At 59.7% G+C, this 19,736-nt stretch carries 21 protein-coding genes; 13 read left to right on the forward strand and 8 right to left on the reverse strand.

Annotated elements, in window-relative coordinates; translation table 11 throughout:
- Nucleotides 1-18 precede the first annotated feature (18 nt).
- The gene (locus ACWGZX_RS20725; RefSeq protein WP_150782171.1) at nucleotides 19-321 is read right to left on the reverse strand and encodes an ArsR/SmtB family transcription factor; all 303 of its coding nucleotides are present in this window, start codon (nucleotides 319-321) and stop codon (nucleotides 19-21) included.
- 171 nt (nucleotides 322-492) lie between these two features.
- Here ACWGZX_RS20725 and ACWGZX_RS20730 point away from each other — a divergent pair, with 171 nt between their 5' ends.
- Complete coding sequence (locus tag ACWGZX_RS20730; RefSeq protein WP_452625225.1) at nucleotides 493-1,071, forward strand: acyl carrier protein phosphodiesterase; 579 nt, start codon at nucleotides 493-495, stop codon at nucleotides 1,069-1,071.
- Nucleotides 1,072-1,179: 108 nt separating this feature from the next.
- On the opposite strand, the gene ACWGZX_RS20735 is transcribed toward ACWGZX_RS20730, so the two are convergent.
- Nucleotides 1,180-1,971 (reverse strand): lysophospholipid acyltransferase family protein, encoded by a 792-nt coding sequence (locus ACWGZX_RS20735; RefSeq protein WP_452625226.1) that lies wholly within the window; start codon nucleotides 1,969-1,971, stop codon nucleotides 1,180-1,182.
- Nucleotides 1,971-2,726, reverse strand: a complete 756-nt coding sequence (olsB, locus tag ACWGZX_RS20740; RefSeq protein ID WP_452625227.1) for an L-ornithine N(alpha)-acyltransferase — start codon at nucleotides 2,724-2,726, stop codon at nucleotides 1,971-1,973. The genes ACWGZX_RS20735 and olsB overlap by 1 nt, the downstream gene beginning before the upstream one ends.
- Before the next feature lie 154 nt (nucleotides 2,727-2,880).
- Here olsB and ACWGZX_RS20745 point away from each other — a divergent pair, with 154 nt between their 5' ends.
- The 5 genes from ACWGZX_RS20745 (at nucleotide 2,881) to ACWGZX_RS20765 (ending at nucleotide 7,153) form a co-directional block, all read left to right on the forward strand.
- Nucleotides 2,881-3,759, forward strand: coding sequence for an acyl-CoA dehydrogenase (locus ACWGZX_RS20745; protein ID WP_452625228.1), 879 nt, complete (start codon nucleotides 2,881-2,883; stop codon nucleotides 3,757-3,759).
- A gap of 158 nt (nucleotides 3,760-3,917) precedes the next feature.
- Nucleotides 3,918-5,012: a serine hydrolase domain-containing protein gene (locus ACWGZX_RS20750; protein ID WP_452625229.1), complete on the forward strand. Its 1,095-nt coding sequence runs from the start codon at nucleotides 3,918-3,920 to the stop codon at nucleotides 5,010-5,012.
- Nucleotides 5,009-5,338 (forward strand): amidase, encoded by a 330-nt coding sequence (locus ACWGZX_RS20755; protein ID WP_452625230.1) that lies wholly within the window; start codon nucleotides 5,009-5,011, stop codon nucleotides 5,336-5,338. The genes ACWGZX_RS20750 and ACWGZX_RS20755 overlap by 4 nt, the downstream gene beginning before the upstream one ends.
- 65 nt (nucleotides 5,339-5,403) lie before the next feature.
- Complete coding sequence (locus ACWGZX_RS20760) at nucleotides 5,404-5,994, forward strand: YceI family protein (protein ID WP_452625231.1); 591 nt, start codon at nucleotides 5,404-5,406, stop codon at nucleotides 5,992-5,994.
- Nucleotide 5,995: 1 nt separating this feature from the next.
- Nucleotides 5,996-7,153, forward strand: a complete 1,158-nt coding sequence (locus ACWGZX_RS20765; RefSeq protein ID WP_452625232.1) for a phospholipase D-like domain-containing protein — start codon at nucleotides 5,996-5,998, stop codon at nucleotides 7,151-7,153.
- A gap of 158 nt (nucleotides 7,154-7,311) precedes the next feature.
- On the opposite strand, the gene bglX is transcribed toward ACWGZX_RS20765, so the two are convergent.
- Nucleotides 7,312-9,603, reverse strand: a complete 2,292-nt coding sequence (gene bglX, locus ACWGZX_RS20770; protein WP_452625233.1) for a beta-glucosidase BglX — start codon at nucleotides 9,601-9,603, stop codon at nucleotides 7,312-7,314.
- Between the two features lie 236 nt (nucleotides 9,604-9,839).
- On the opposite strand from bglX, the gene ACWGZX_RS20775 reads away from it, so the two are divergent.
- The 4 genes from ACWGZX_RS20775 (at nucleotide 9,840) to ACWGZX_RS20790 (ending at nucleotide 13,329) form a co-directional block, all read left to right on the forward strand.
- The gene (locus ACWGZX_RS20775) at nucleotides 9,840-10,448 is read left to right on the forward strand and encodes a LemA family protein (protein WP_452625234.1); all 609 of its coding nucleotides are present in this window, start codon (nucleotides 9,840-9,842) and stop codon (nucleotides 10,446-10,448) included.
- Between the two features lie 33 nt (nucleotides 10,449-10,481).
- Nucleotides 10,482-11,222 carry a TPM domain-containing protein gene (locus ACWGZX_RS20780; RefSeq protein WP_452625235.1) on the forward strand — a complete coding sequence of 247 codons (741 nt, stop codon included), beginning with the start codon at nucleotides 10,482-10,484 and terminating at the stop codon, nucleotides 11,220-11,222.
- Nucleotides 11,223-11,250: 28 nt separating this feature from the next.
- A complete protein-coding gene (locus ACWGZX_RS20785) occupies nucleotides 11,251-11,868 on the forward strand; it encodes a TPM domain-containing protein (protein WP_223511439.1) in 618 nt (205 codons plus the stop codon).
- Between the two features lie 246 nt (nucleotides 11,869-12,114).
- Nucleotides 12,115-13,329: a class I SAM-dependent methyltransferase gene (locus ACWGZX_RS20790; RefSeq protein WP_452625236.1), complete on the forward strand. Its 1,215-nt coding sequence runs from the start codon at nucleotides 12,115-12,117 to the stop codon at nucleotides 13,327-13,329.
- An 86-nt stretch (nucleotides 13,330-13,415) separates the two neighbouring features.
- Here the strand turns inward: ACWGZX_RS20790 and ACWGZX_RS20795 are convergent, their stop codons facing one another.
- The gene (locus tag ACWGZX_RS20795; RefSeq protein ID WP_452625237.1) at nucleotides 13,416-14,306 is read right to left on the reverse strand and encodes a DMT family transporter; all 891 of its coding nucleotides are present in this window, start codon (nucleotides 14,304-14,306) and stop codon (nucleotides 13,416-13,418) included.
- Between the two features lie 280 nt (nucleotides 14,307-14,586).
- On the opposite strand from ACWGZX_RS20795, the gene ACWGZX_RS20800 reads away from it, so the two are divergent.
- The 3 genes from ACWGZX_RS20800 (at nucleotide 14,587) to ACWGZX_RS20810 (ending at nucleotide 15,997) form a co-directional block, all read left to right on the forward strand.
- The gene (locus tag ACWGZX_RS20800; protein WP_452625238.1) at nucleotides 14,587-15,168 is read left to right on the forward strand and encodes a DJ-1/PfpI family protein; all 582 of its coding nucleotides are present in this window, start codon (nucleotides 14,587-14,589) and stop codon (nucleotides 15,166-15,168) included.
- Between the two features lie 14 nt (nucleotides 15,169-15,182).
- Nucleotides 15,183-15,488, forward strand: a complete 306-nt coding sequence (locus ACWGZX_RS20805) for a ribbon-helix-helix domain-containing protein (protein ID WP_452625239.1) — start codon at nucleotides 15,183-15,185, stop codon at nucleotides 15,486-15,488.
- A gap of 164 nt (nucleotides 15,489-15,652) precedes the next feature.
- Entirely contained in the window at nucleotides 15,653-15,997 is a 345-nt protein-coding gene (locus tag ACWGZX_RS20810; RefSeq protein WP_452625240.1) for a YegP family protein, read from the forward strand.
- Between the two features lie 97 nt (nucleotides 15,998-16,094).
- On the opposite strand, the gene ACWGZX_RS20815 is transcribed toward ACWGZX_RS20810, so the two are convergent.
- From ACWGZX_RS20815 to ACWGZX_RS20825, 3 genes are all read right to left on the reverse strand, one after another.
- Nucleotides 16,095-17,114: a DUF4917 family protein gene (locus ACWGZX_RS20815; RefSeq protein WP_452625241.1), complete on the reverse strand. Its 1,020-nt coding sequence runs from the start codon at nucleotides 17,112-17,114 to the stop codon at nucleotides 16,095-16,097.
- A 69-nt stretch (nucleotides 17,115-17,183) separates the two neighbouring features.
- Nucleotides 17,184-18,353 carry a multidrug effflux MFS transporter gene (locus ACWGZX_RS20820; protein WP_452625242.1) on the reverse strand — a complete coding sequence of 390 codons (1,170 nt, stop codon included), beginning with the start codon at nucleotides 18,351-18,353 and terminating at the stop codon, nucleotides 17,184-17,186.
- Nucleotides 18,354-18,370: 17 nt separating this feature from the next.
- Nucleotides 18,371-19,606 carry an aminotransferase class I/II-fold pyridoxal phosphate-dependent enzyme gene (locus ACWGZX_RS20825; protein ID WP_452625243.1) on the reverse strand — a complete coding sequence of 412 codons (1,236 nt, stop codon included), beginning with the start codon at nucleotides 19,604-19,606 and terminating at the stop codon, nucleotides 18,371-18,373.
- Between the last annotated feature and the right edge of the window lie 130 nt (nucleotides 19,607-19,736).

Raw genomic sequence — 19,736 nt, forward strand, 5'->3', positions numbered from 1 at the left:
GCTGACTGACGTTAAGGGTCAGAGCTCTTTGCTGAAGGTCTTGAGGAACTCCTGGATGGTTTCCTCATTACGTTTGAAAAAATGCCACTGGCCGACTTTGCGGCTGCTGATCAGGCCGGCGCGCTGCAGGGTTGCCAGGTGTGCGGACACCGTGGACTGCGACAAGCCGCAACGTTGATCGATCTGCCCGGCGCAAACGCCGTGCTCGTTGCTGTGGGACTGGTCAGGGAATTCGACGTCCGGGTTTTTGAGCCAGTGCAGGATTTCTCGCCGTACTGGGTGTGCCAGGGCTTTTATTATTTCGTCGAGGTCGAGGTTCATGGCTTGGGAGCTCGTGATTAGTAAAACGCTATATCGCGATGAGGCGAACTTTAAATCGGTATTTCGCGATATACCAATATGATTTTGGTCTGATGACCGCATAAATCGGTATATCGGGTTATAACGATGCGTGAGTGTAAAGAAACAATGGTGCAGTGCTAAGCTGCGCCCATGAACTATCTCGCACATCTTCACCTCGGTGGCCAGCGTCCCGGACAATTGCTCGGCAGTCTGTATGGCGATTTCGTCAAAGGACGGCTGCAAGGGCAATACGATCCGGAGATTGAGGCGGCCATCCAGCTGCATCGCAGCATCGACGTGTTTACCGACCGCCATCCGTTGGTGGATGTTTCGTTGTCGCGGTTTTCCACGACGCGCCGGCGTTACGCCGGGATCGTGCTCGACGTGTTTTTCGACCATTGCCTGGCACGCGACTGGACGCTGTACGCCGACCGGCCACTGGCATTGTTCACATCAGATGTGTACCGGGTACTGACGGCCGAGCCGCAATTGCCGGAGCGTTTGGCAAAGATCGCGCCGCACATGGTGGCGAATGACTGGTTGGGTTCCTACCGGGAGTTTGAGGTGCTGGAGCAGGTGTTGCGGGGGATTTCGCGGCGGTTGACCCGGCCTGAGGAACTGGCGGGGGCGATGCAGGAGTTGCGGCGCTTGTATGAGCCGTTGAGCGAGGACTTCAGGCTTTTCTATCCACAGCTTCAGGTATTCGCCCAAAACTACCCAACACCATAAACCCCTTGTGGGAGCGAGCCTGCTCGCGAATGCGGTGTATCAGTCGACATCAATGTTGGATGACAAACTGCATTCGCGAGCAGGCTCGCTCCCACAAGGGATGTGTGTTTATGCTGCGATTGCGGGGCGCATCGGGGCTTCCTGCTTCTCCGGAATTGCCCCAAACAACGCTGTCTGCACCGCTTGCTGCGCCTCGAACGCCAGCGCCGCACGCTCCCGGCCTTCACAAGCGATCGGCTTGAGCAGATGAATCTCCACATTCCCCCGGTCATTGGCAAACAAGCGCATCAAGTGCGAGAGCAGATCATCGTCATCAATAAACGGTGCCAAGGTGTCGAGTTGACCCTCGCGCAGGTAACGAATCGCCACCGGTTGCAGCTGCACCTCTGAATCAATCGCCGCCGACAGCAAGCGCCCATGAAACGTGCGCAACGAACGGCCATCGGTGGTGGTGCCTTCCGGGAACATCAGCAGCGGATGGGCCTGTTCCAGGTGCCGGGTCATTTGTTTGCGGATTAGCTGACTGTCACCCGACCCGCGACGGATAAACAGACTGCCGGCCTTGGCCGCCAACCAGCCCGCCACTGGCCAGGTGCGCACTTCGGCCTTGGACAGAAACGACAACGGCGTGAGCATGCCCAGCAGCGGGATGTCGGTCCAGGACACATGATTGCTGACCCAGAGCATCGGTTGCTTGGGCAACTCGCCATGCACGGTGACGTGGAAGGGCAGGGCATTGCTCAATCGCCCCATGAAAAATCGCGACCAGCGCTGGCGGCGGACCATCGAGTGGGCGATGCCCATACGCTCGAACAGTCCGAACACGCTGGCCATGCTCAAACCCAGTGCGACCACCACCAGCACTCGCGCAATCCGCGCGTACACCCGCAGGCGGTTCATCACATGGCCGCCTTGAAGTGCTTGGCGTAACGCGGGCAGAGCTCGTCGCGCTTGAGCAGGATGAACACGTCGGCGACCTGGAAGTCTTCGTCCCAGCACGGCTCGCCGCAGATCTTCGCACCGAGGCGCATGTAGGCCTTGAGCAGCGGCGGCATTTCGGCGATGACGTTGGAGGGGATATCCAGGCTCGGCAACGGCTTTTTCGGCTCGGCGCGCAGGTGTTCGGTGCACAGGTAGCGTTCGCGCAGACGCTGCATTATCGCGTGGGCCTGAATGCCGCCGTCCTGCATCGGAATGCTCGCGCACCCCATCAAATAGCTGTAGCCGCCCTGGTTCAACACCTCGGCCAGTTCACCCCAAAGTACGGCGATGGTGCCGCCGTTACGGTAGGCCGGGTCGACGCAGGTACGGCCGATTTCCAGGATCGGGCCTTTGAGGTGCACCAGGCCGTGCAGGCTGAATTCTTCTTCGCTGTAGAACTTGCCCAGGCTGCTGGCCGCCGTGTGGTCGAGCAAACGGGTAGTAGCCACCAGACGACCGGTGTTCAAGTCACGCACACCGATGTGGGCGCAGTGAACATCATAGTCATCCATGTCCAGACCCAGCTCGGCGCCTTTCAGCCTGGCGTTGAATTCGCCGCTGAACACGTTGAAGCGCAAGGCCTGGGCTTCCTGCAAGGCCTCGCTGCCGATCAGTCGTTCGGCTTGCAGGCGGCGGTCGTTGCCGGTGTCGCTGATGCGGGCGATCTGAGTCATTGCAAATCTCCTTGCGGGCTGTTCACCTGACGTGGGTTACAGCGGATCGACTTTCTTTATGTAGCCGTTTTGTGCAAGGTCAGGCTATGTAGCCCCAGTGTCATCGCCATTAAGCTTTGGTGATGCTTATATGACAGCCCACGAGGAGCCTCTTATGCCCTGGCAAACCCTGTTGAAGCGCCGCGAACGCCTGCCCGCCAACCCGGACCTGGCGGAAGGTTTCGCGACCTTGTTGCATCAATTGGGCACGGTGACGCCGTTCGAGTTGGCAGTGGCGGGCGCGCGCCTGATGGCCACGCCGGGGCTGGCGTTTCTGGTGGGGTATCAGGCGGCGTTGCGGATGCTCTGGCCGAGCGCGCCGCTGAGCCTCGGCGCGTTGTGCGCGACCGAACAGCGCAGCCTGCGGCCGGCAGACATGCAAACCCGCCTCACCGATTTGCGTCTGAGCGGGCGCAAGGATTTCGTCACCGCCGGTGATGCCGCCGAGTGGCTGTTAATCGCCGCCCGCAGTGACGCGCCCGGCGAGGCGGCTCGCCTGAGCCTGGCCGTGGTCTACCCCGATGAACCGGGCGTGCGCCTGGAAAAACTCCCGGCCATTGCGCTGATACCGGACATCAGTCATGGCAAGTTGTTTCTCGACAACGCCCTGTGCGAGTTGTTGGCGGGGGACGGTTGGGACGCTTACGTCAAACCGTTCCGCACCCTTGAAGATGTGTACGTATTGAGCGCCATGACCGCGTGGCTGTATGGCATTGGCCAGGACAGTGACTGGCCGCAAGCCTTGCAACTGCGGTTACTGGCGCTGCTGGCCGGGTGCGCGGAAGTCAGCCGTCAGGCACCGAACAATCCGGCCGGGCATGTGTTGCTGGGTGGGTTGTTTGCCCAGTTCGAGGGGCTCAAGGTCGAGATTGATCAGGCGCTGGCTGACGGGCCGCCGCATTGGGCGGCGATGTGGCAGCGCGATCGGCTGGTGATGGATTTGGCGGCAGGGGCCAGAGGTAAGCGGTTGGTTAAGGCATTGGCGGTGATCTGACTGGCCCCTTCGCTGGCAAGCCAGCTCCTACAGGGGAATGCATTTCAAACTGTAGGAGCCGAGCTTGCTCGCGATGGCGGCCTCAAGGTCAACACAAACTCCAAAACTGTCATCAACCTCAACTAGGCTCTGCACGTTAATCCTCCCGAGCCCACGCCATGTTCAAAGGCTTGTCCCTGATTGTCCTGCTACTGCTCGGCCTCACAGCCCACGCCGAAAACTGGCCAGCCGAGCAATGGTCTCCCGGCCCGACCGTCAACGGCCCGGCGCTACAAACCCTGGAAACCTACGCCTTCCCACCCCGCGACGACAGCACCCGCAAAGGCATCCGCACTGACGCCTTGCTGGTGATCCGCGACGGCCAGTTGATCTACGAACGCTACACCGGCCCGACCACCGCCGACACGCCACACCTGACGTGGTCCATCAGCAAAAGCCTCATGGCCACGGTGCTGGGGGTGGCGTATGGCGAAGGCCTGTTCAAACTCCAGGATTCGGTGCAGACGTTTTATCCACCGATAAAAAAACACCCCGCTGTGACCATGGCTGACCTGTTGCACTGGGCCTCGGGGCTGGACTGGCAGGAAGACTACGAATACGCACCGTTAAAGTCCTCGGTGGTGGCCATGCTCTACACCCGTGGACATCAGGACATGGCCGCATTTACTGCCGATCACGCCGAGTACGCCAAACCCGGTCAGGCCTTTCGGTACTCCAGCGGTGACAGCAATCTACTGTCCGCCGCGCTGAAAAACATCGTCAGTCCGACGCGTTATCCGGACTATCCATGGACCGCACTGTTCGAGCCTTTGGGCATCCATCATGCCGTTTGGGAAACTGATGCCACGGGTACTTTCGTTGCTTCGTCTTACGCTTACCTCACGGCTCGGGATCTGGCGCGAGTCGGTTTGTTGATGGCTCGCGACGGGCGCTGGCAGGATCGTCAGTTGCTGCCCAAAGACTGGGTCGCCTTCAATCGTGAACCGTTTGCCCACTATCAAGCCCATCAGGATGACGCTGTGCCCGGTGGTCAATGGTGGCTCAACCGCGCGGTGGAAGGGGCGACACAACCCTGGCCCGATGCTCCTGCCGACACCTTCGCGGCGCTGGGCCATTGGGGCCAGGCGCTGTATGTGATCCCCAGTGAACGTTTGGTGATCGTGCGCTATGGCGATGATCGCGACGGCAGCTACCAGCACAATGTTTTGCTCAAACTTGCGCTCAAGGCATTTGCGCAAAAGGTGCAGCCATGAGTCGCCGAGGATTTTTTCGTCGCCGGCCGTTCAGCACGTTGCTGTTGATTCTGCTGATCGCCTTGCTTGGCTGGGTCTGGCAGGAGCGAGTGGCGCTGTGGGCCTTCCCCGAAATCATCAGCGCCTACACCGCCAAGGAGTATTGCTCGTGCCGGTATGTGATGAACAACGAGGCCGGGTATTGCCACAGCTATGTAATGCAATGGCTGCCCACCAGCCGCTTTGTCGATGACGCCGCCAGCAAACGCGTGACCGTCAGCGGAATGGGCCGCAGCAACAGCGCGGCGTGGCTCGGCGAACGCCAAGGATGCCGTCTGATTCCGTAGCAAGTTTTGCAATTGGCTGCCGGGCGGTTAAGGTTCGTGCAGGTTTATCTGCCCCACGAGTCTCTATGTTCAACCGCTCCCTGCGCAAAACTCTCACGTTCCTGCTGTTGGCCGGCGCCACGCTGTCGGCCCAGGCCGATTGGTATCTGGACGGCGAGTCCTCGCGGCTGTCGTTCATCAGCACCAAAAACGCCAACATTTCCGAAGTGCAGCGCTTTCTGGTGCTGCATGGCAAGGTCGATGCCAATGGCCTGGCCGAGGTGGAAGTCGAGCTGGAGTCGGTCAACAGTGGCATCCCGTTGCGCGATGAACGCATGCGCAAGGAGTTGTTCGAGATCCAGACCTTTCCCGAAGCGTTGATCACCACGCAGATTGATCTGCGTCCCATCAACGACCTCGCGCCTGGCGCGCAGTTAGAGTTGCGCTTGCCGCTGACCGTCAACCTGCATGGCAAGCAACACTCATACAACGCCGAACTGCTGGCGACGCGTCTCGACGATCGACGCTTTCAGGTGGTAACGCTCGAGCCACTGGTCATCAATGCCGAAGACTTCGATTTGGCTCCCGGGCTGGAAGCGTTGCGCAAGGTCGCCGGTTTGTCGGTCATCAGCTTGTCGGTGCCGGTGGGTGCGGTACTGATTTTCACGGCGCGCTGACATGGCTGGTGCAATTTTCCCCTGGCGTGAAGGCAACCACTTTGAACTGCTGATCGACGGTCCGCAGTTCTTCCCGCGCATGCTGGTAGCAATTGCCCGCGCCGAAGAACAGGTCGAACTGGAGCTGTATCTGGTGGAGGCGGGCGCCTGTGCCGAAGCCATGGTGCAAGCATTGGTTTCGGCGGCTGAGCGCGGTGTGCGGGTGCGATGCCTGTTCGATGACTACGGCAGTCTGGCATTTACGCTGACCTTGCGTCAGCGCCTGATGGCGGCCGGGGTCGAACTGCGTTTTTACAATCGCCTGAGCTGGCGCCGTTGGATCGGCAACTTTTACCGCGATCACCGCAAGCTGTTGCTGGTGGATCAAAGCCTGGCGGTGGTCGGTGGCACGGGCGTTACCGATGAGTTCTGGACGCCGGGTGAAGACACCAGCGAATGGCACGAGGTGATGGTGGAAATCACCGGGCCTTTGGTCATTGACTGGCAGTTGCTGTTCGACCGCCAATGGATCGCTAACCGCTATCGACGTGCCTGGAAACCGGTCGCGCATTTCGGCTTGCCGCGCCTGCCACGGGTGCCGTCGATGGGTGAGGGCATGGGCCGGGTGGCCTATGCCGACGCCCGCCAGCATCGCGACATTTTGCAATCACTGGTTCGCGCGTTGAACAGCGGCCAGCAACGGGTCTGGCTGGCAACTCCGTATTTCCTGCCGACCTGGAAAGTCCGCCGCTCACTGCGTCGTGCCGCCAGTCGAGGCGTCGATGTGCGCCTGCTGCTGACCGGGCCGCGCACTGATCACCCATCGGTGCGTTACGCCGGGCATCGCTATTACCCACGACTGCTCAAGGCTGGCGTGAAGATTTTTGAATACCAGCCGTGTTTCCTGCACCTGAAAATGGTCTTGATCGATGACTGGGTGAGCATCGGCTCGTGCAATTTTGATCACTGGAATTTGCGCTTTAACCTGGAAGCCAACCTAGAAGCGCTGGACCCGGGGCTGACGCGGGCAGTGGCGGGGAGTTTCGAGCGCGACTTTGCGCAGAGTCAGGAGGTCAGCCTGGAGGCATGGCAACGCCGACCGCTGTGGAAGCGGGTCAAGCAACGGGTCTGGGGATGGGTGGATCGGTTGGTGGTGAATCTGCTCAATCTCAGGGGTTGATACCAATCTCTGCAACACCCTAAAACTATTGTGGGAGCCGAGCTTGCTCGCGATGGCGGTGTAACAGTCAACATTGGTGTTGGATGTTATTGCCTCATCGTCGGAACGCCGCCCGGAGCAAGCTCGGCTCCTACAGTGGTTATGTGTTGCCTGGTGGATTAGAGCAATTCAAAGCTCTGCTGTGTCACGTCCTCGGAGTCGAGGCCGATCTGCACGTTGAACTTGCCCGGCTCAGCAGCGTACTTGAGCTGGGTGTTGTAGAACTTCAGATCGTCTTCGGTGATGGTGAAGTGCACGACTTTCTGTTCGCCAGCCTTGAGCATGACTTTCTGGAAGTTCTTCAGTTCTTTGAGCGGTCGGATCATCGAACCGGTCACGTCCTGAATGTACAACTGCACCACGGTTTCACCGTCACGCTTGCCGGTGTTTTTCACCGTGACGCTAGCGTCGAGCTTGCCGGTCTTGTTCAGCGTGGTCGACGACAGGGCCATGCCGCTCAGGCTGAAGTCGGTGTAGCTCAGACCGAAGCCGAACGGGAACAGGGGACCGGTGGTGTCATCGAGATACTGCGAGGTGTAGTTGCCCGGTTTGCCCGGAGTGAACGGCCGGCCAATGCTCAGGTGGTTGTAGTAGGTCGGAATCTGACCCACCGAGCGCGGGATGGTGATCGGAAGTTTGCCCGACGGGTTGTAGTCGCCGAACAGCACGTCGGCGATGGCGTTGCCGCCTTCGGTGCCGGTGAACCAGGTTTCCAGAATCGCGTCAGCCTGTTCTTTCTCTTCGAGAATCGACAGCGGACGGCCGTTCATCAACACCAGCACCAGTGGCTTGCCGGTGGCTTTCAGGGCACGGATCAGTTCACGCTGGTTTTGCGGAATGTTGATGTCCGTGCGGCTCGACGATTCGTGCGACATGCCACGGGACTCGCCAACCGCTGCCACCACTATGTCAGCGTCCTTGGCCGCTTTCACCGCTTCGTCGATCAACACGTTGGCCGGACGCGGATCATCCACCACTTCCAGGGCGTCGAAGTTGAGGAAGTTCAGGTAATCGAGCATCTTCTTGTCGCTGGTGATGTTGGCACCACGGGCGTAGATCAGCGCCGATTGCGAACCCAGTGCAGCGGTCATGCCGTCGAACAGCGTGACTGATTGCGCAGGGCGACCGTTGGCGGCCCAACTGCCCATCATGTCGATCGGTGCCTTGGCCAGCGGCCCCACCAAAGCGATTTTCGCGGTTTTCTTCAACGGCAAGGTTTCGTTCTGGTTCTTCAGCAACACCATGCTGCGGCGCGCGACATCGCGGGCCTCGGCGCGGTGCAGGCGGCTGTCGGCATTGGTGTCGGCCGGATCATCCTCGGCCTTGCCGATGCGCAGGTACGGGTCCTTGAACAGACCCATGTCGTACTTGGCCGCCAGCACTTCACGCACGGCATTGTCGATGTCGCTTTGCTCGATCTCGCCCGCTTTCAACAGCCCCGGCAGCTCTTTGCTGTACAAGGTGTCGTTCATGCTCATGTCGATGCCGGCCTTGATCGCCAGCTTCGCGGCTTCGCGACCGTCACGGGCAACGCCGTGATTGATTAGCTCGAAAATCGCCCCGTGGTCGCTGACGGCCAGGCCTTTGAAGCCCCATTCCTTGCGCAACAGGTCTTTCATCAGCCAGGTGTTGGCCGTGGCCGGCACGCCGTTGATCGAGTTCAGCGCAACCATCACCCCGCCAGCGCCGGCGTCAATCGCGGCGCGGTATGGCGGCAGGTAATCCTGGTACATCTTGACCGGGCTCATGTCGACGATGTTGTAGTCGCGACCGCCCTCGACCGCGCCATACAAGGCAAAGTGTTTGACGCTGGACATGATGCTGTCGGCCGCGTTGGCACCGGTGCCCTGGAAGGCTTTGACCATGACGCCGGCAATGCGCGACACCAGGTAGGTGTCTTCACCGAAGCCTTCGGAAGTACGGCCCCAACGCGGGTCGCGTGAGATGTCGACCATCGGCGCGAAGGTGAGGTCGACGCCGTCCGATGAGGCTTCCTTGGCGGCGATGCGCCCGGACAGGCCAATGGCGTCCATGTCCCAGCTCGAGGCCAGGGCCAGCGGGATCGGGAAAATGGTGCGGTGGCCGTGGATCACGTCGTAGGCGAAGAACATCGGGATCTTCAACCGGCTGCGCATGGCCGCGTCCTGCATCGGACGGTTTTCCGGGCGGGTGATCGAATTGAACGTGCCGCCGATGTTGCCGGCTGCGATTTCCTTGCGGATCAGCTCGCGTGGCATTTCCGGGCCGATGCTGATCAGGCGCAACTGGCCGATCTTTTCATCGAGGGTCATCTGCTTCATCAAATTGTTGATGAAGGCGTCCTTGTTCTCTAGAGGTGCGGGCGTCGTGGCGGCCAATACGTTATGACTGGCCAGGCTGACGAACAGGCCCAACAAACACAGCTTCTTCATGAATGGTTTTCTCAAAAGCCTAAACGGCCGTGAATACGCGCCGGTCAGCCAAAAGTTAGGGAGCGACTATTGTTGTTCAGGTAAATGCATGCACACTTGCGCAGTGTTTTGCGCTGGGGGCATCTTTTAGCCCATTGGCTCGATGCAATCCAGTGGCGGCGGCAGATTATGCCCCAAGTGCCCGGTCAGAAGGGTACAGGTTGTTTTTCAATGGAATGTGCCAGGGAGTGACCCAGATGAATGCAAGACACCACTATCGGTCTAGCCTGCAGGTTGCAGCCTTGATGTTGCTGACCACCGTGCTCGCGGGCTGTGGCATCAACACGATTCCGACCCTCGACGAGCAGGCCAAAGCCGCGTGGGGCCAGGTGCAAAACCAGTATCAGCGCCGCGCCGATTTGATCCCCAATCTGGTGGAAACCGTCAAAGGCTACGCCAGGCATGAAGAAGAAACCCTGACTGCAGTGATCGAAGCACGGGCCAAGGCGACGTCCATTCAAGTGGACGCCAAGACGCTGGATAACCCGGAAAAACTCAAACAGTTCCAGCAGGCCCAGGATCAACTGACCGGTGCCTTGAGTCGTTTGATGGTGGTGTCCGAGCGTTATCCGGACCTCAAGGCCAACCAGAACTTCCTCGCATTGCAGTCGCAACTTGAAGGCACCGAGAACCGCATCGCCGTGGCCCGTCGTGACTTCATCCTTGCGGTGCAGAAATACAACACCGAAATCCGCACCTTTCCCGGTCGCCTGTGGCACACGGTGATGTACAGCGATTTGCCGATCCGCGAAACCTTCGAGGCGACCACGCCGGATGCCGATAAGGCGCCCGAAGTGAAATTTTGATCGGCTGAAGCATTACCACGGATGAGATTGCCAATGCGTGTGTTGAAAGTGGGCCTGATGCTGGTGCTCTGGGTGTGTGCCCTGACGGCGCAGGCCGAGTTGAAGTTTCCGTCACTGACCGGGCGGGTGGTCGATAACGCCCAGATGATCGAGCCGTCGGTGCGCGAGCAGCTGACCCAGCAGCTTCAGGCCCATGAAACCGCCACCGGCGAGCAGTTGGTGGTGGTCACCCTGCCGGACTTGCAAGGCACCGATATCGCGGATTTTGGCTACCAACTGGGGCGCGCCTGGGGTATTGGGCAGAAAGACAAAAACAATGGCGCGCTGCTGATCGTCGCGCGTGATGAGCGTAAATTGCGCATCGAAGTCGGGTATGGCCTCGAAGACCGTCTGACCGACGCGCAAAGTTCGGTGATCATCAATCAGGTGATCACCCCCGCGTTCAAGACCGGCAACTTCAGTAAAGGCATCAGCGACGGGGTTGCGGCGATGCTGGTGGTGTTGGGTGGCAGTTCGCTGGATGAGCCGTCGACGGTCTATGAACCGCGAGGTGATGAAAACAGCGACTTCGTTGCGCGCCATCCCGGCATTTTTGTGTTTCTGGTGATGCTGTTCATCCTGACGTTTTTTGTTTTGCAGATGTTCGGGATTCTGCCTGCCGGCCGAGGAGGGTCGGGTGGTTCGAACGGTGGTTTTGGTGGTGGCGGTGGAGGCGGGGGCTTCAGCGGCGGCGGGGGCAGTTTCGGGGGCGGCGGTTCGTCGGGCGGCTGGTGATAACAATAATGAGCAGGCACTTTTAAACATGGCGTTACTGACTGAACACGAACAACGCAAAGTCGCCGAGGCGATTGCCCGGGTCGAACGCGACACCGACGCCGAACTGGTGACTGTGCTTGCCGCCCGCGCCGACGACTATGCGTACATCCCGCTACTGTGGGCCAGCCTGCTGGCGCTGATGGTGCCGGGGATCGTGCATTACCTGACCGGCTGGCTGACCCTGCACAGTTTGCTGCTGGTGCAATGGATTACCTTTATCGTGCTGTGCCTGGTGTTCCGCCTTCCCAAAGTCACCACGCACCTGGTCCCGCGCTCGGTGCGGCATTGGCGCGCCTCGAACCTGGCGCGCCGGCAATTTCTGGAGCAGAACCTGCACCACACGGTCGGCAGCACCGGGATGCTGATTTTTGTCTGCGAGGCGGAGCGCTATGTGGAGATCCTGGTGGATGAAGGGATTTCCAGACGGCTGGACAACAAGAACTGGGACGCGATAGTTGCGGCGTTTACCCAGCAGGTGAAGCAGGGACAGACGTTGCAAGGGTTCGTGACCTGCATCGAGGCATGTGGCGAGTTGCTCAAAGTGCATGTGCCGGTAACGCAGGAGAGGAATGAGTTGCCGAACCGGTTGGTGGTGTTGGGCTAAGCCGCAACTCATTCCCTGTAGCAGCTGGCGAAGCCTGCGTTCGGCTGCGTAGCAGTCGTGAATTCAGGCGCTGCGGTCTTTCAGGTAAACCAAGCATGCCGGTTTTACGACTGCTGCGCAGCCGGACGCAGGCTGCGCCAGCTGCTACAGATTGCACCGTTCGGTAAATAACTGCGTGTCCCGAACGGCCATCCCCCCTAAAATACCCGCCATTCCCGATCCGCACCGCCCGAGGCCGTTTTTTCCATGTCTGTCACCGTTACTCCCGCCAGCCTCGCGCCGGATCACCACGCCCAGTTCATCGACCTGCTGCAAACCAGCCTCGACGCCAACGCCTTTATTAAGCTGGTGCTGGCCAAGTACGTCGGCACTGAAGTGGATTTGCAGCGCCTGATCATCAAGCAGCTGACGGTCAAGGATCAGCCTTGCCTGTCCTTCGTCTACCGCTACAAAACCCGCGACATCACCAAAAACTTGCCGCTTGAAGTGGGCGTCGCGACCATCGCTGCGTTGCTGCCAGTCTCGTTCAAAAATGCGCATTTACTGTCATTGACCGACGAAGCCCAGCTTGAATACAGCAAAAAGGGCAAGTCTTCGCTGTTCAAGAGCAAACCCCAGCAATTGCGTGAAGTGCCGTCCGCCGAGCACAACCGCGAGAAAAACCGCTTCCTCGACCTGAGCCGGCCGTTCCTCGCCGACCTCGGCGTGACCAATAGCAAGCACGAGCTGATCCCGGCGATGTCGCGCAAGTGGAAGCAGATCAACAAGTTCATCGAAGTCTTCAGCCATGCGCTGACCACCTCACCGCTGGCGCTGGACAAGCCGGTGCAGGTGGCGGATTTCGGTTCAGGCAAGGGCTACCTGACGTTCGCCATCCATGACTACCTGCGCAACACCTTGAACGCCGAAGGCGTGGTGACGGGCGTTGAGTTGCGCGAAGAAATGGTCAACCTGTGCAACGCCGCCGCCGCGAAGCTTGAGCACCCGGGGCTGGTGTTCAAGTGCGGTGACGTGCGCAGCGTGGCGCCGAGCGAACTGGACGTGATGATCGCGCTGCATGCCTGCGACATCGCCACCGACTACGCGATCCACACCGGCATCCGTTCCGGCGCCTCGATCATCATGTGTTCGCCGTGCTGCCACAAACAGATCCGCCTGCAAATCCAGAGTCCGGCACTGCTCAAGCCGATGCTGCAATACGGTCTGCATCTGGGTCAGCAAGCAGAAATGGTCACCGACAGTTTGCGCGCGTTGTTCCTCGAAGCCTGCGGTTATGAAACCAAGGTGTTCGAGTTCATTTCACTGGACCACACCAACAAGAACAAGATGATCCTGGCGGTCAAACGCGCCGAGCCGGTGGACCCGGCCCAGCTGTTGGTGAAGATTCAGGAGCTGAAGGATTTCTACCACATCAGCGAACACTGTCTCGAAACCCTGCTCCGAGCTGACGGCTACCTCTAAACACTGTAGGAGCCCGGCTTGCCGGCGATGGCGATGGCGATGGCGATTTCGAGTACGCCATCGCCGGCAAGCCGGGCTCCTACAGTTCAGGCGGTGGCAATGCGTGCGGGTTTAACCGCGGTCTTGCGCCCCAGCATCACCGTCACAATCACCCCGGCAGCAAACAGCCAGGTGATCGGCTCGATGTGTTCGCCGAAGAACAGCGCCGAGAAGGCGATGGTGAAGAAGATCTGCAGGAGCTGAATCTGGCTGACCCGAGCAATCCCCCCCATGGCCAGCCCTGCGTACCAGGCGAAGAAGCCGATGAATTGCGAAAACAGCGAAACGTAACCAAACGCCCACCAGGTCTTGGCCGAAATCTCGCCCTGATGTTGCAGCGCCAGGTACACCACCGGCCCGATCAACAGTGGCGTCGACAGCACCAGTGCCCAGCAGATCACCTGCCAGCCGCCCATCTCCTTGGCCAGGCGTCCGCCCTCGGCGTAACCCAAACCACCCACCGCAATCGCCCCGAGCATCAGCAAATCACCGGCCTGAATGCTGCCCGCACCGCTGATCAGCGCATAACCGAGCACCAGCGCACTGCCCAGCGCGGCGCAGGCCCAGAAGGCTTTTGACGGTCGTTCATGGGACAACCACGCGGCGTACAGCGCCACGCACAGCGGTTGCAGACCATTGACCAAGGCACCATGGGACGCCGGCAAGGTTTGCATGGCCCAGGCCGACAACACCGGAAAACCCAGAATGACTCCGGCGATCACCAGGGTCAGGCCTTTGACCTGTTTCCAGGTCGGCCATTTCTCCCGACACCACAGCAACAGCATCGCTGCTGGCACCGCTGCAAACAGAGCCCGGCCGAGGCCATTGAGCAGCGGATGCAATTCCTGCACGACGATCCGTGTGAAGGGCAGGGTGAGGCTGAAGATCACAACACCGAGCAGGCCGAGGGCCATGCCGGTGTTTTCGCGCGAGGACATGATGGCAACCAGAATTCAGAGTGGGGGAAGAGTCTTCATCTAGCCACAAACCGCGCTGGCTGAGCTGTTACAGCTAGGCGCAGAGTTATCCGTACAGTTTGAGGACCCCTTCGCGAGCAGGCTCGCTCCCACATTGGATCTATGGCGTTCACAAATTCCCTGTGGGAGCGAGCCTGCTCGCGATGAACGATAACGCGGTAGTAGCTGGCTATTACCCGACCCCGCGGATAAGGACTACCTTGAATACTCCTGCGAATGTCCCCCCAGAGGAGTCCTCCCCATGGCTGCTAAAAAAATCCTGATGCTGGTCGGCGATTACGTCGAAGACTACGAAGTGATGGTGCCGTTCCAGGCACTGCTGATGGTTGGCCACACCGTCCACGCCGTTTGCCCGGACAAAACCGCGGGCCAGACCGTGCGCACGGCCATCCACGATTTTGAAGGCGACCAGACCTACAGTGAAAAGCCCGGCCACTTGTTCGCCCTGAACTTCGACTTCGCCAAAGTCGCTGAAGCCGACTACGACGCGCTGCTGATCCCCGGCGGCCGTGCGCCGGAATACCTGCGCCTGAATGAAAAAGTTTTGGATTTGGTACGCGCCTTCGACAAGGCCGGCAAGCCGATTGCTGCCGTGTGCCATGGCGCGCAATTGCTGGCGGCGGCCGGCGTTCTCGAAGGGCGCGAGTGCAGCGCTTACCCGGCCTGTGCCCCGGAAGTGCGACTGGCCGGCGGTACGTTCATCGACATCCCGGTGACGCAGGGCCATGTTCAAGGCAATCTGGCCACCGCCCCGGCCTGGCCGGCGCACCCCAGCTGGCTCGCCGGTTTCCTCGGGTTGCTGGGTACCAAAATCACGCTGTAACGAGGGACTTGTCCATGTGCGAGCTCTACGTCAAGGCCGATCCGATCCTCTACGAATCGCGCTCCCGCTCGCTACGCATCTGCGGGGTGGTCACCACCCTGCGGCTGGAGAATCAGTTTTGGGACATCCTCAGCGAAATCGCCGAAGTCGACGGTATGACCACTAATCAGCTGATCGCCAAGCTCTATGAGGAGGTGATGGATTATCGCGGGGAAGTGGTGAATTTTGCGTCGTTTTTGCGGGTGAGTTGTATGCGCTATGTGAGTCAGCGGCGGGTAGTTGCGCCGGAGTTGTCGGTGGTTCGGGCGGTGGTGAAGTAGCGAATACCGGGTTGCCCCCTTCGCGAGCAGGCTCGCTCCCACATTAGACCGTATTTCAATGTGGGAGCGAGCCTGCTCGCGAAGGGGCCGGTACAGGCGACAGAATCAGCAGGCTGGTCTTTACTCTGAAGCGCGAAGCCTCTCAATTGCCAAGGAGAAAGAGCATGTCCGGATGGTACGAAGTGAGCAAAACCAGCAGCGGCCAGTTTCGGTTTGTCTTGAAGGCGGCCAATGCCGAAACCATTCTGTCCAGCGAGCATTACACCACCCGCAGCGCGGCCGACAACGGCATTGCCTCGGTGCAAAAGAACAGTCCGCTGGATGAACGCTACGAGAAAAAGACCACCAAGGATGGCCATCCTTACTTCAACCTCAAAGCCGCCAACCACGAAATCATCGGCAGCAGCGAAGCCTATTCCTCCGATGCCGCACGGGAAAAAGGCATCGCCAGTGTCAAGGCCAACGGGCCGACCACGGTAATCAAGGACAAGACCTTGCCGGTGCTCTAAACCAAACCACAGCTCCCACTTTCGACCGCATTTGTCCTGCGGGAACGCGATAAAGGTGGGAGCGAGCCTGCTCGCGAAGAGGCCAGCCGGGTCGCCCCTAAACCTCGACTGGAACAGTCAGCTTAGGACTACCCAGCACATGCGTCTTCGAATCAAAAAACCGCAATTGCGATCCCGTCCCTTCAAACACCTTCGCGTAATGTCGCTTCTGATGCTGAATAAACGCTTTGCTGCGCGGATAAATCGAGATCGCCACCACCGTGGGTTTCGCCTGGCGCAGCGCATGAACGATATGGCTGTCCTGCTCGCCCAACGCATGACCAAAGACACACAACCCGTCGCCATGCCCCAATAACTGGTCATAACAAAACGACAGATAATCCGAGCTGCGAATCGTCTTGAGCTTGTCCTGCGCCGGCCCTTCGTTCACAAACAGCGGCACGTCATCCAGCGTCTTGATCGTATTGTTGATCGCGAAACTGCCGAGCAACGTGCCCTCGGTCGACATCAGTTTGCGCGCCGTACCGTCCTGATTTCGCACCAGATGCAAACCACCGTGCAGGTACAACAAACGGGTTTTCTCGGTCGCCGTGGCGCTCAGGTCAAAGCCCGGCTCGGTGCCCTGGAACAGGTCGGTGATCGCGTCTGGCTGATGCTGGATGGACCAGTAATTGAGCAAGTCATAGTTGGTGGTAAACACCGTCCGATAGTTACCCAGTTCCTGGCTGATGGTCGCCAACGTCGAAGACACCACCAGCCGCCATGGAATATGCACGGCGTGCACGGTGTTGATCAGCGCTTCCTTGATCGCGTAATAACGATTGCGCGGTGCGGCGGAGCTGACAGCCAACGCCTTGTTGACCCGGCTGGTGGTTTTCAGCGCGCTCAGGACTTGTTCGAAACTGCGCGTCTGCATCGCCTCGAACACGCTCAGCTCGGATTGGCTCAGCGGTTTTTCTTCGACGGTGCGCGCATTCTCGAACAGCGAGTCGTAACCAAAATCGTCCCACACGGCGCGGCTGGCGCCGTTGCCTACCAGCAAGCCGCTGAACGAGGCGGTGGCGCGCAAGGCGTTCCAGTCTTCAAGTTGGGCATCAACATCCTGGAAATCGGTCATTGCGGTGGTCGTCTCGAAGCAAAGGGGCTAATGGGCGGCGACTTTATCACGGCCGGGCGTCGAGTCAGATCAACATGTAGGTTGGCGACCCGGCGCGAGCATTACGCAGAGCATCGCGCCCACCGCCAGCAACGTGCACAACAGCGACAGCGGCCACGCCTGCGGACTGGCAATCAGGCTGGCAATCGCGCCAATCACGGCAGCCATCAGTTGATGAATAAAGCCGCTCAGGGCCATCGCATAAGCGCCGCCGACCGGTGAGCCGTCGTTAGCCAGCGACAGGCTGATCGGGTAGGTCAGCGATTGCCCGAACACCGCCACGCAATAGGGCAACCAGAACAGCAGCGCAATGGCTGTGCCAGCGACGCTGCCCAGTAACATCACCGCGCTGCCGGCCAGTACCAGTCCGACGCCGGCCGTCATCAATCGGCGCTGACCGGTGCGCAGTACCAAGCCATTGACCCCCAACGCCCCCAAAAAATATGCCGCACTGATCGGCCAGCCCAGCAGCCCGTATTCCACAGCCGACCAATTGAACGGACCTTGCAGAATCAACGGCGCGGCGGTGTTGAAGGCGACGATCACCCCATAACCGAGGCCGCCGGTGAGGGCCGGCAGCAGGAAGGCACGATCGCGCAGAATGCGCCCGTAACTCGGCCATGCGGACGACTGCACATTGTCCTCGGTCAGCAGCGCAAACGGGACCCGCGCCACAACCGTCGCCATCAGCAGGCTCGCGCCCCCTAACAGATAGAAGATCGCTGACCAGCCCAGCGCCACCTGAATAACTGACCCCAAGTACTGGCCGATTCCCAGCGCCACCACAAATGAAATCGAAATCCACGACAACGCCTTCGCCAGCAGATCGCCGCGGAAGCTGTCGCGGATCAGCACCCGGGCCATCACCGAAATTCCGCTGGCACCGATGCCTTGAATCAGTCGAATCATCAGGAACGATTCAAGTGTCTGGCCCAGCGGTAGTGCAAGGTTGCCCAGCCCATAAATGCCCAGCGCCGCGAGCAATACCGGCTTGCGACCAATGCGCTGACCAAGGCTGCCCCAGAACAACATCGGCAGCGCCATCCCGATCAAGTACACCGCCAACCCCCAGGACACCTGCGAGGCGTCGGCTGACAAATGCCGAGCCATTTCCGGCAGAGCCGGCAGGTAAATGCTCATACCCAGTTGAGCGAGAAAAACCGTGCTGCAAGTGACGAGGAGGGTGGTGCGGCTCTTCATGACATCTTCCCTGGTGTTCAGTCGCCGACGACCCCGGCGGGTGTGCATAAAAGCTCAGTGACAAGCTCACAAAAGTGGCGGATCAGCATCGGTTCCATGTCCGCCCGCAAAGTGATTCTCAGAGCAGCCTTGCCTTGTGCGACCACCGGAAAAAACACCGCCGAGGTGAAGAAACCGAGATTGGCCAATGCGATGGCGATGCGGTTGGCCAGCACCGCTTCACCGCAGTGGATCAAGCGAATCGCCATGTTGCTGCCGTGCTGTGCGGTTCGGATCAGGCTGTCAAAGAGCCGGATATTAACCTGAAGTTTTTCCTGCAACGCGACAAATGCCGGCGTTTGATGCAACTGGATGGAGGCTCTGCCCGCACCGATGGCCGCGCTGTTCAGGCTTTGCGACCAATTGCTGGGGCCGCCGTAGCGTTGAATCAGCTTTTTCTGCCGTTCATTGCCCAGCATCACCAGCCCGCCGCTGGCGCCAAACGATTTGGCCAATGAGGCAACGATCAGGCCGTCATCTTCCAGGGCCTGAAACCTGGGGCGCACCAGGCCGGCACCGAATGTGCCAACGGCGGACAGCGCGTGGGAGTCGTCGAGGTAGAGAAACAACCCATAACGGTCCTTCAGGTACAAAAGACTGTCCATGTCGGCGACCCCGCCCATGCTGTACGCACCGTCGGCAACATACGCAACCCTGGTGTTTTGCTGGCACTGGGTTTCCAGAAAGTCCATGTCGTTGTGCGGACTGGTCACCACCCTGGTTTCATCGGCGCAGGCGGCTTTGAGGTGATTCATCGAGTAGTGCGCCAAGCGGTCAAACACCATCACCGGCGGCCGGTTTTCGGTGAACACGCCGCTGGCCAGCAGCGGCAGGATGCCGGCACTCGCCGCGCTGCACGACAAGGTGCTCAGGCAGGTGGCGCCGAACAACGCTGACAGCTCGGTTTCGTACTGTTCGAGGATCGCCAGTTTGCAGCGGTTTTTTGAGTTGGCGACGCGCAGGGTGCCGGTTTCCCACAAGGTAGTCATGGCGCCGTCGAGCAAGTCGGGATGGTGATCCAGGCCCAGGTATGAGGTGGTGCAGAAGTGATGAAACGCGCGTCCGTGCTGGTCAACCATGCGGTTGCTGCTTCTGATGTCGACATTCAGTCCCGCGACTTTCCCGGTTTCTGCGACCTCCCAGTCGTGATCGGCCAGCGCGATCAGTTTTCGATAGTTGGTGAAGGTATTTGCCGCGTGCGTTGTCTGGTCCATTTGAAGTGTCTGTCCTTGAGTGGTGAAGCCGTCCGTGTGTGTTGCCAGACTTTACAGAGTGCGAGGTTGACGCTGAATCGGCCGTTTCCGCTTCGGTTGAGTGTTACAAGAGATTTATGTGTAGGGCGAT

The organism is Pseudomonas sp. CLCA07 (assembly GCF_053615335.1).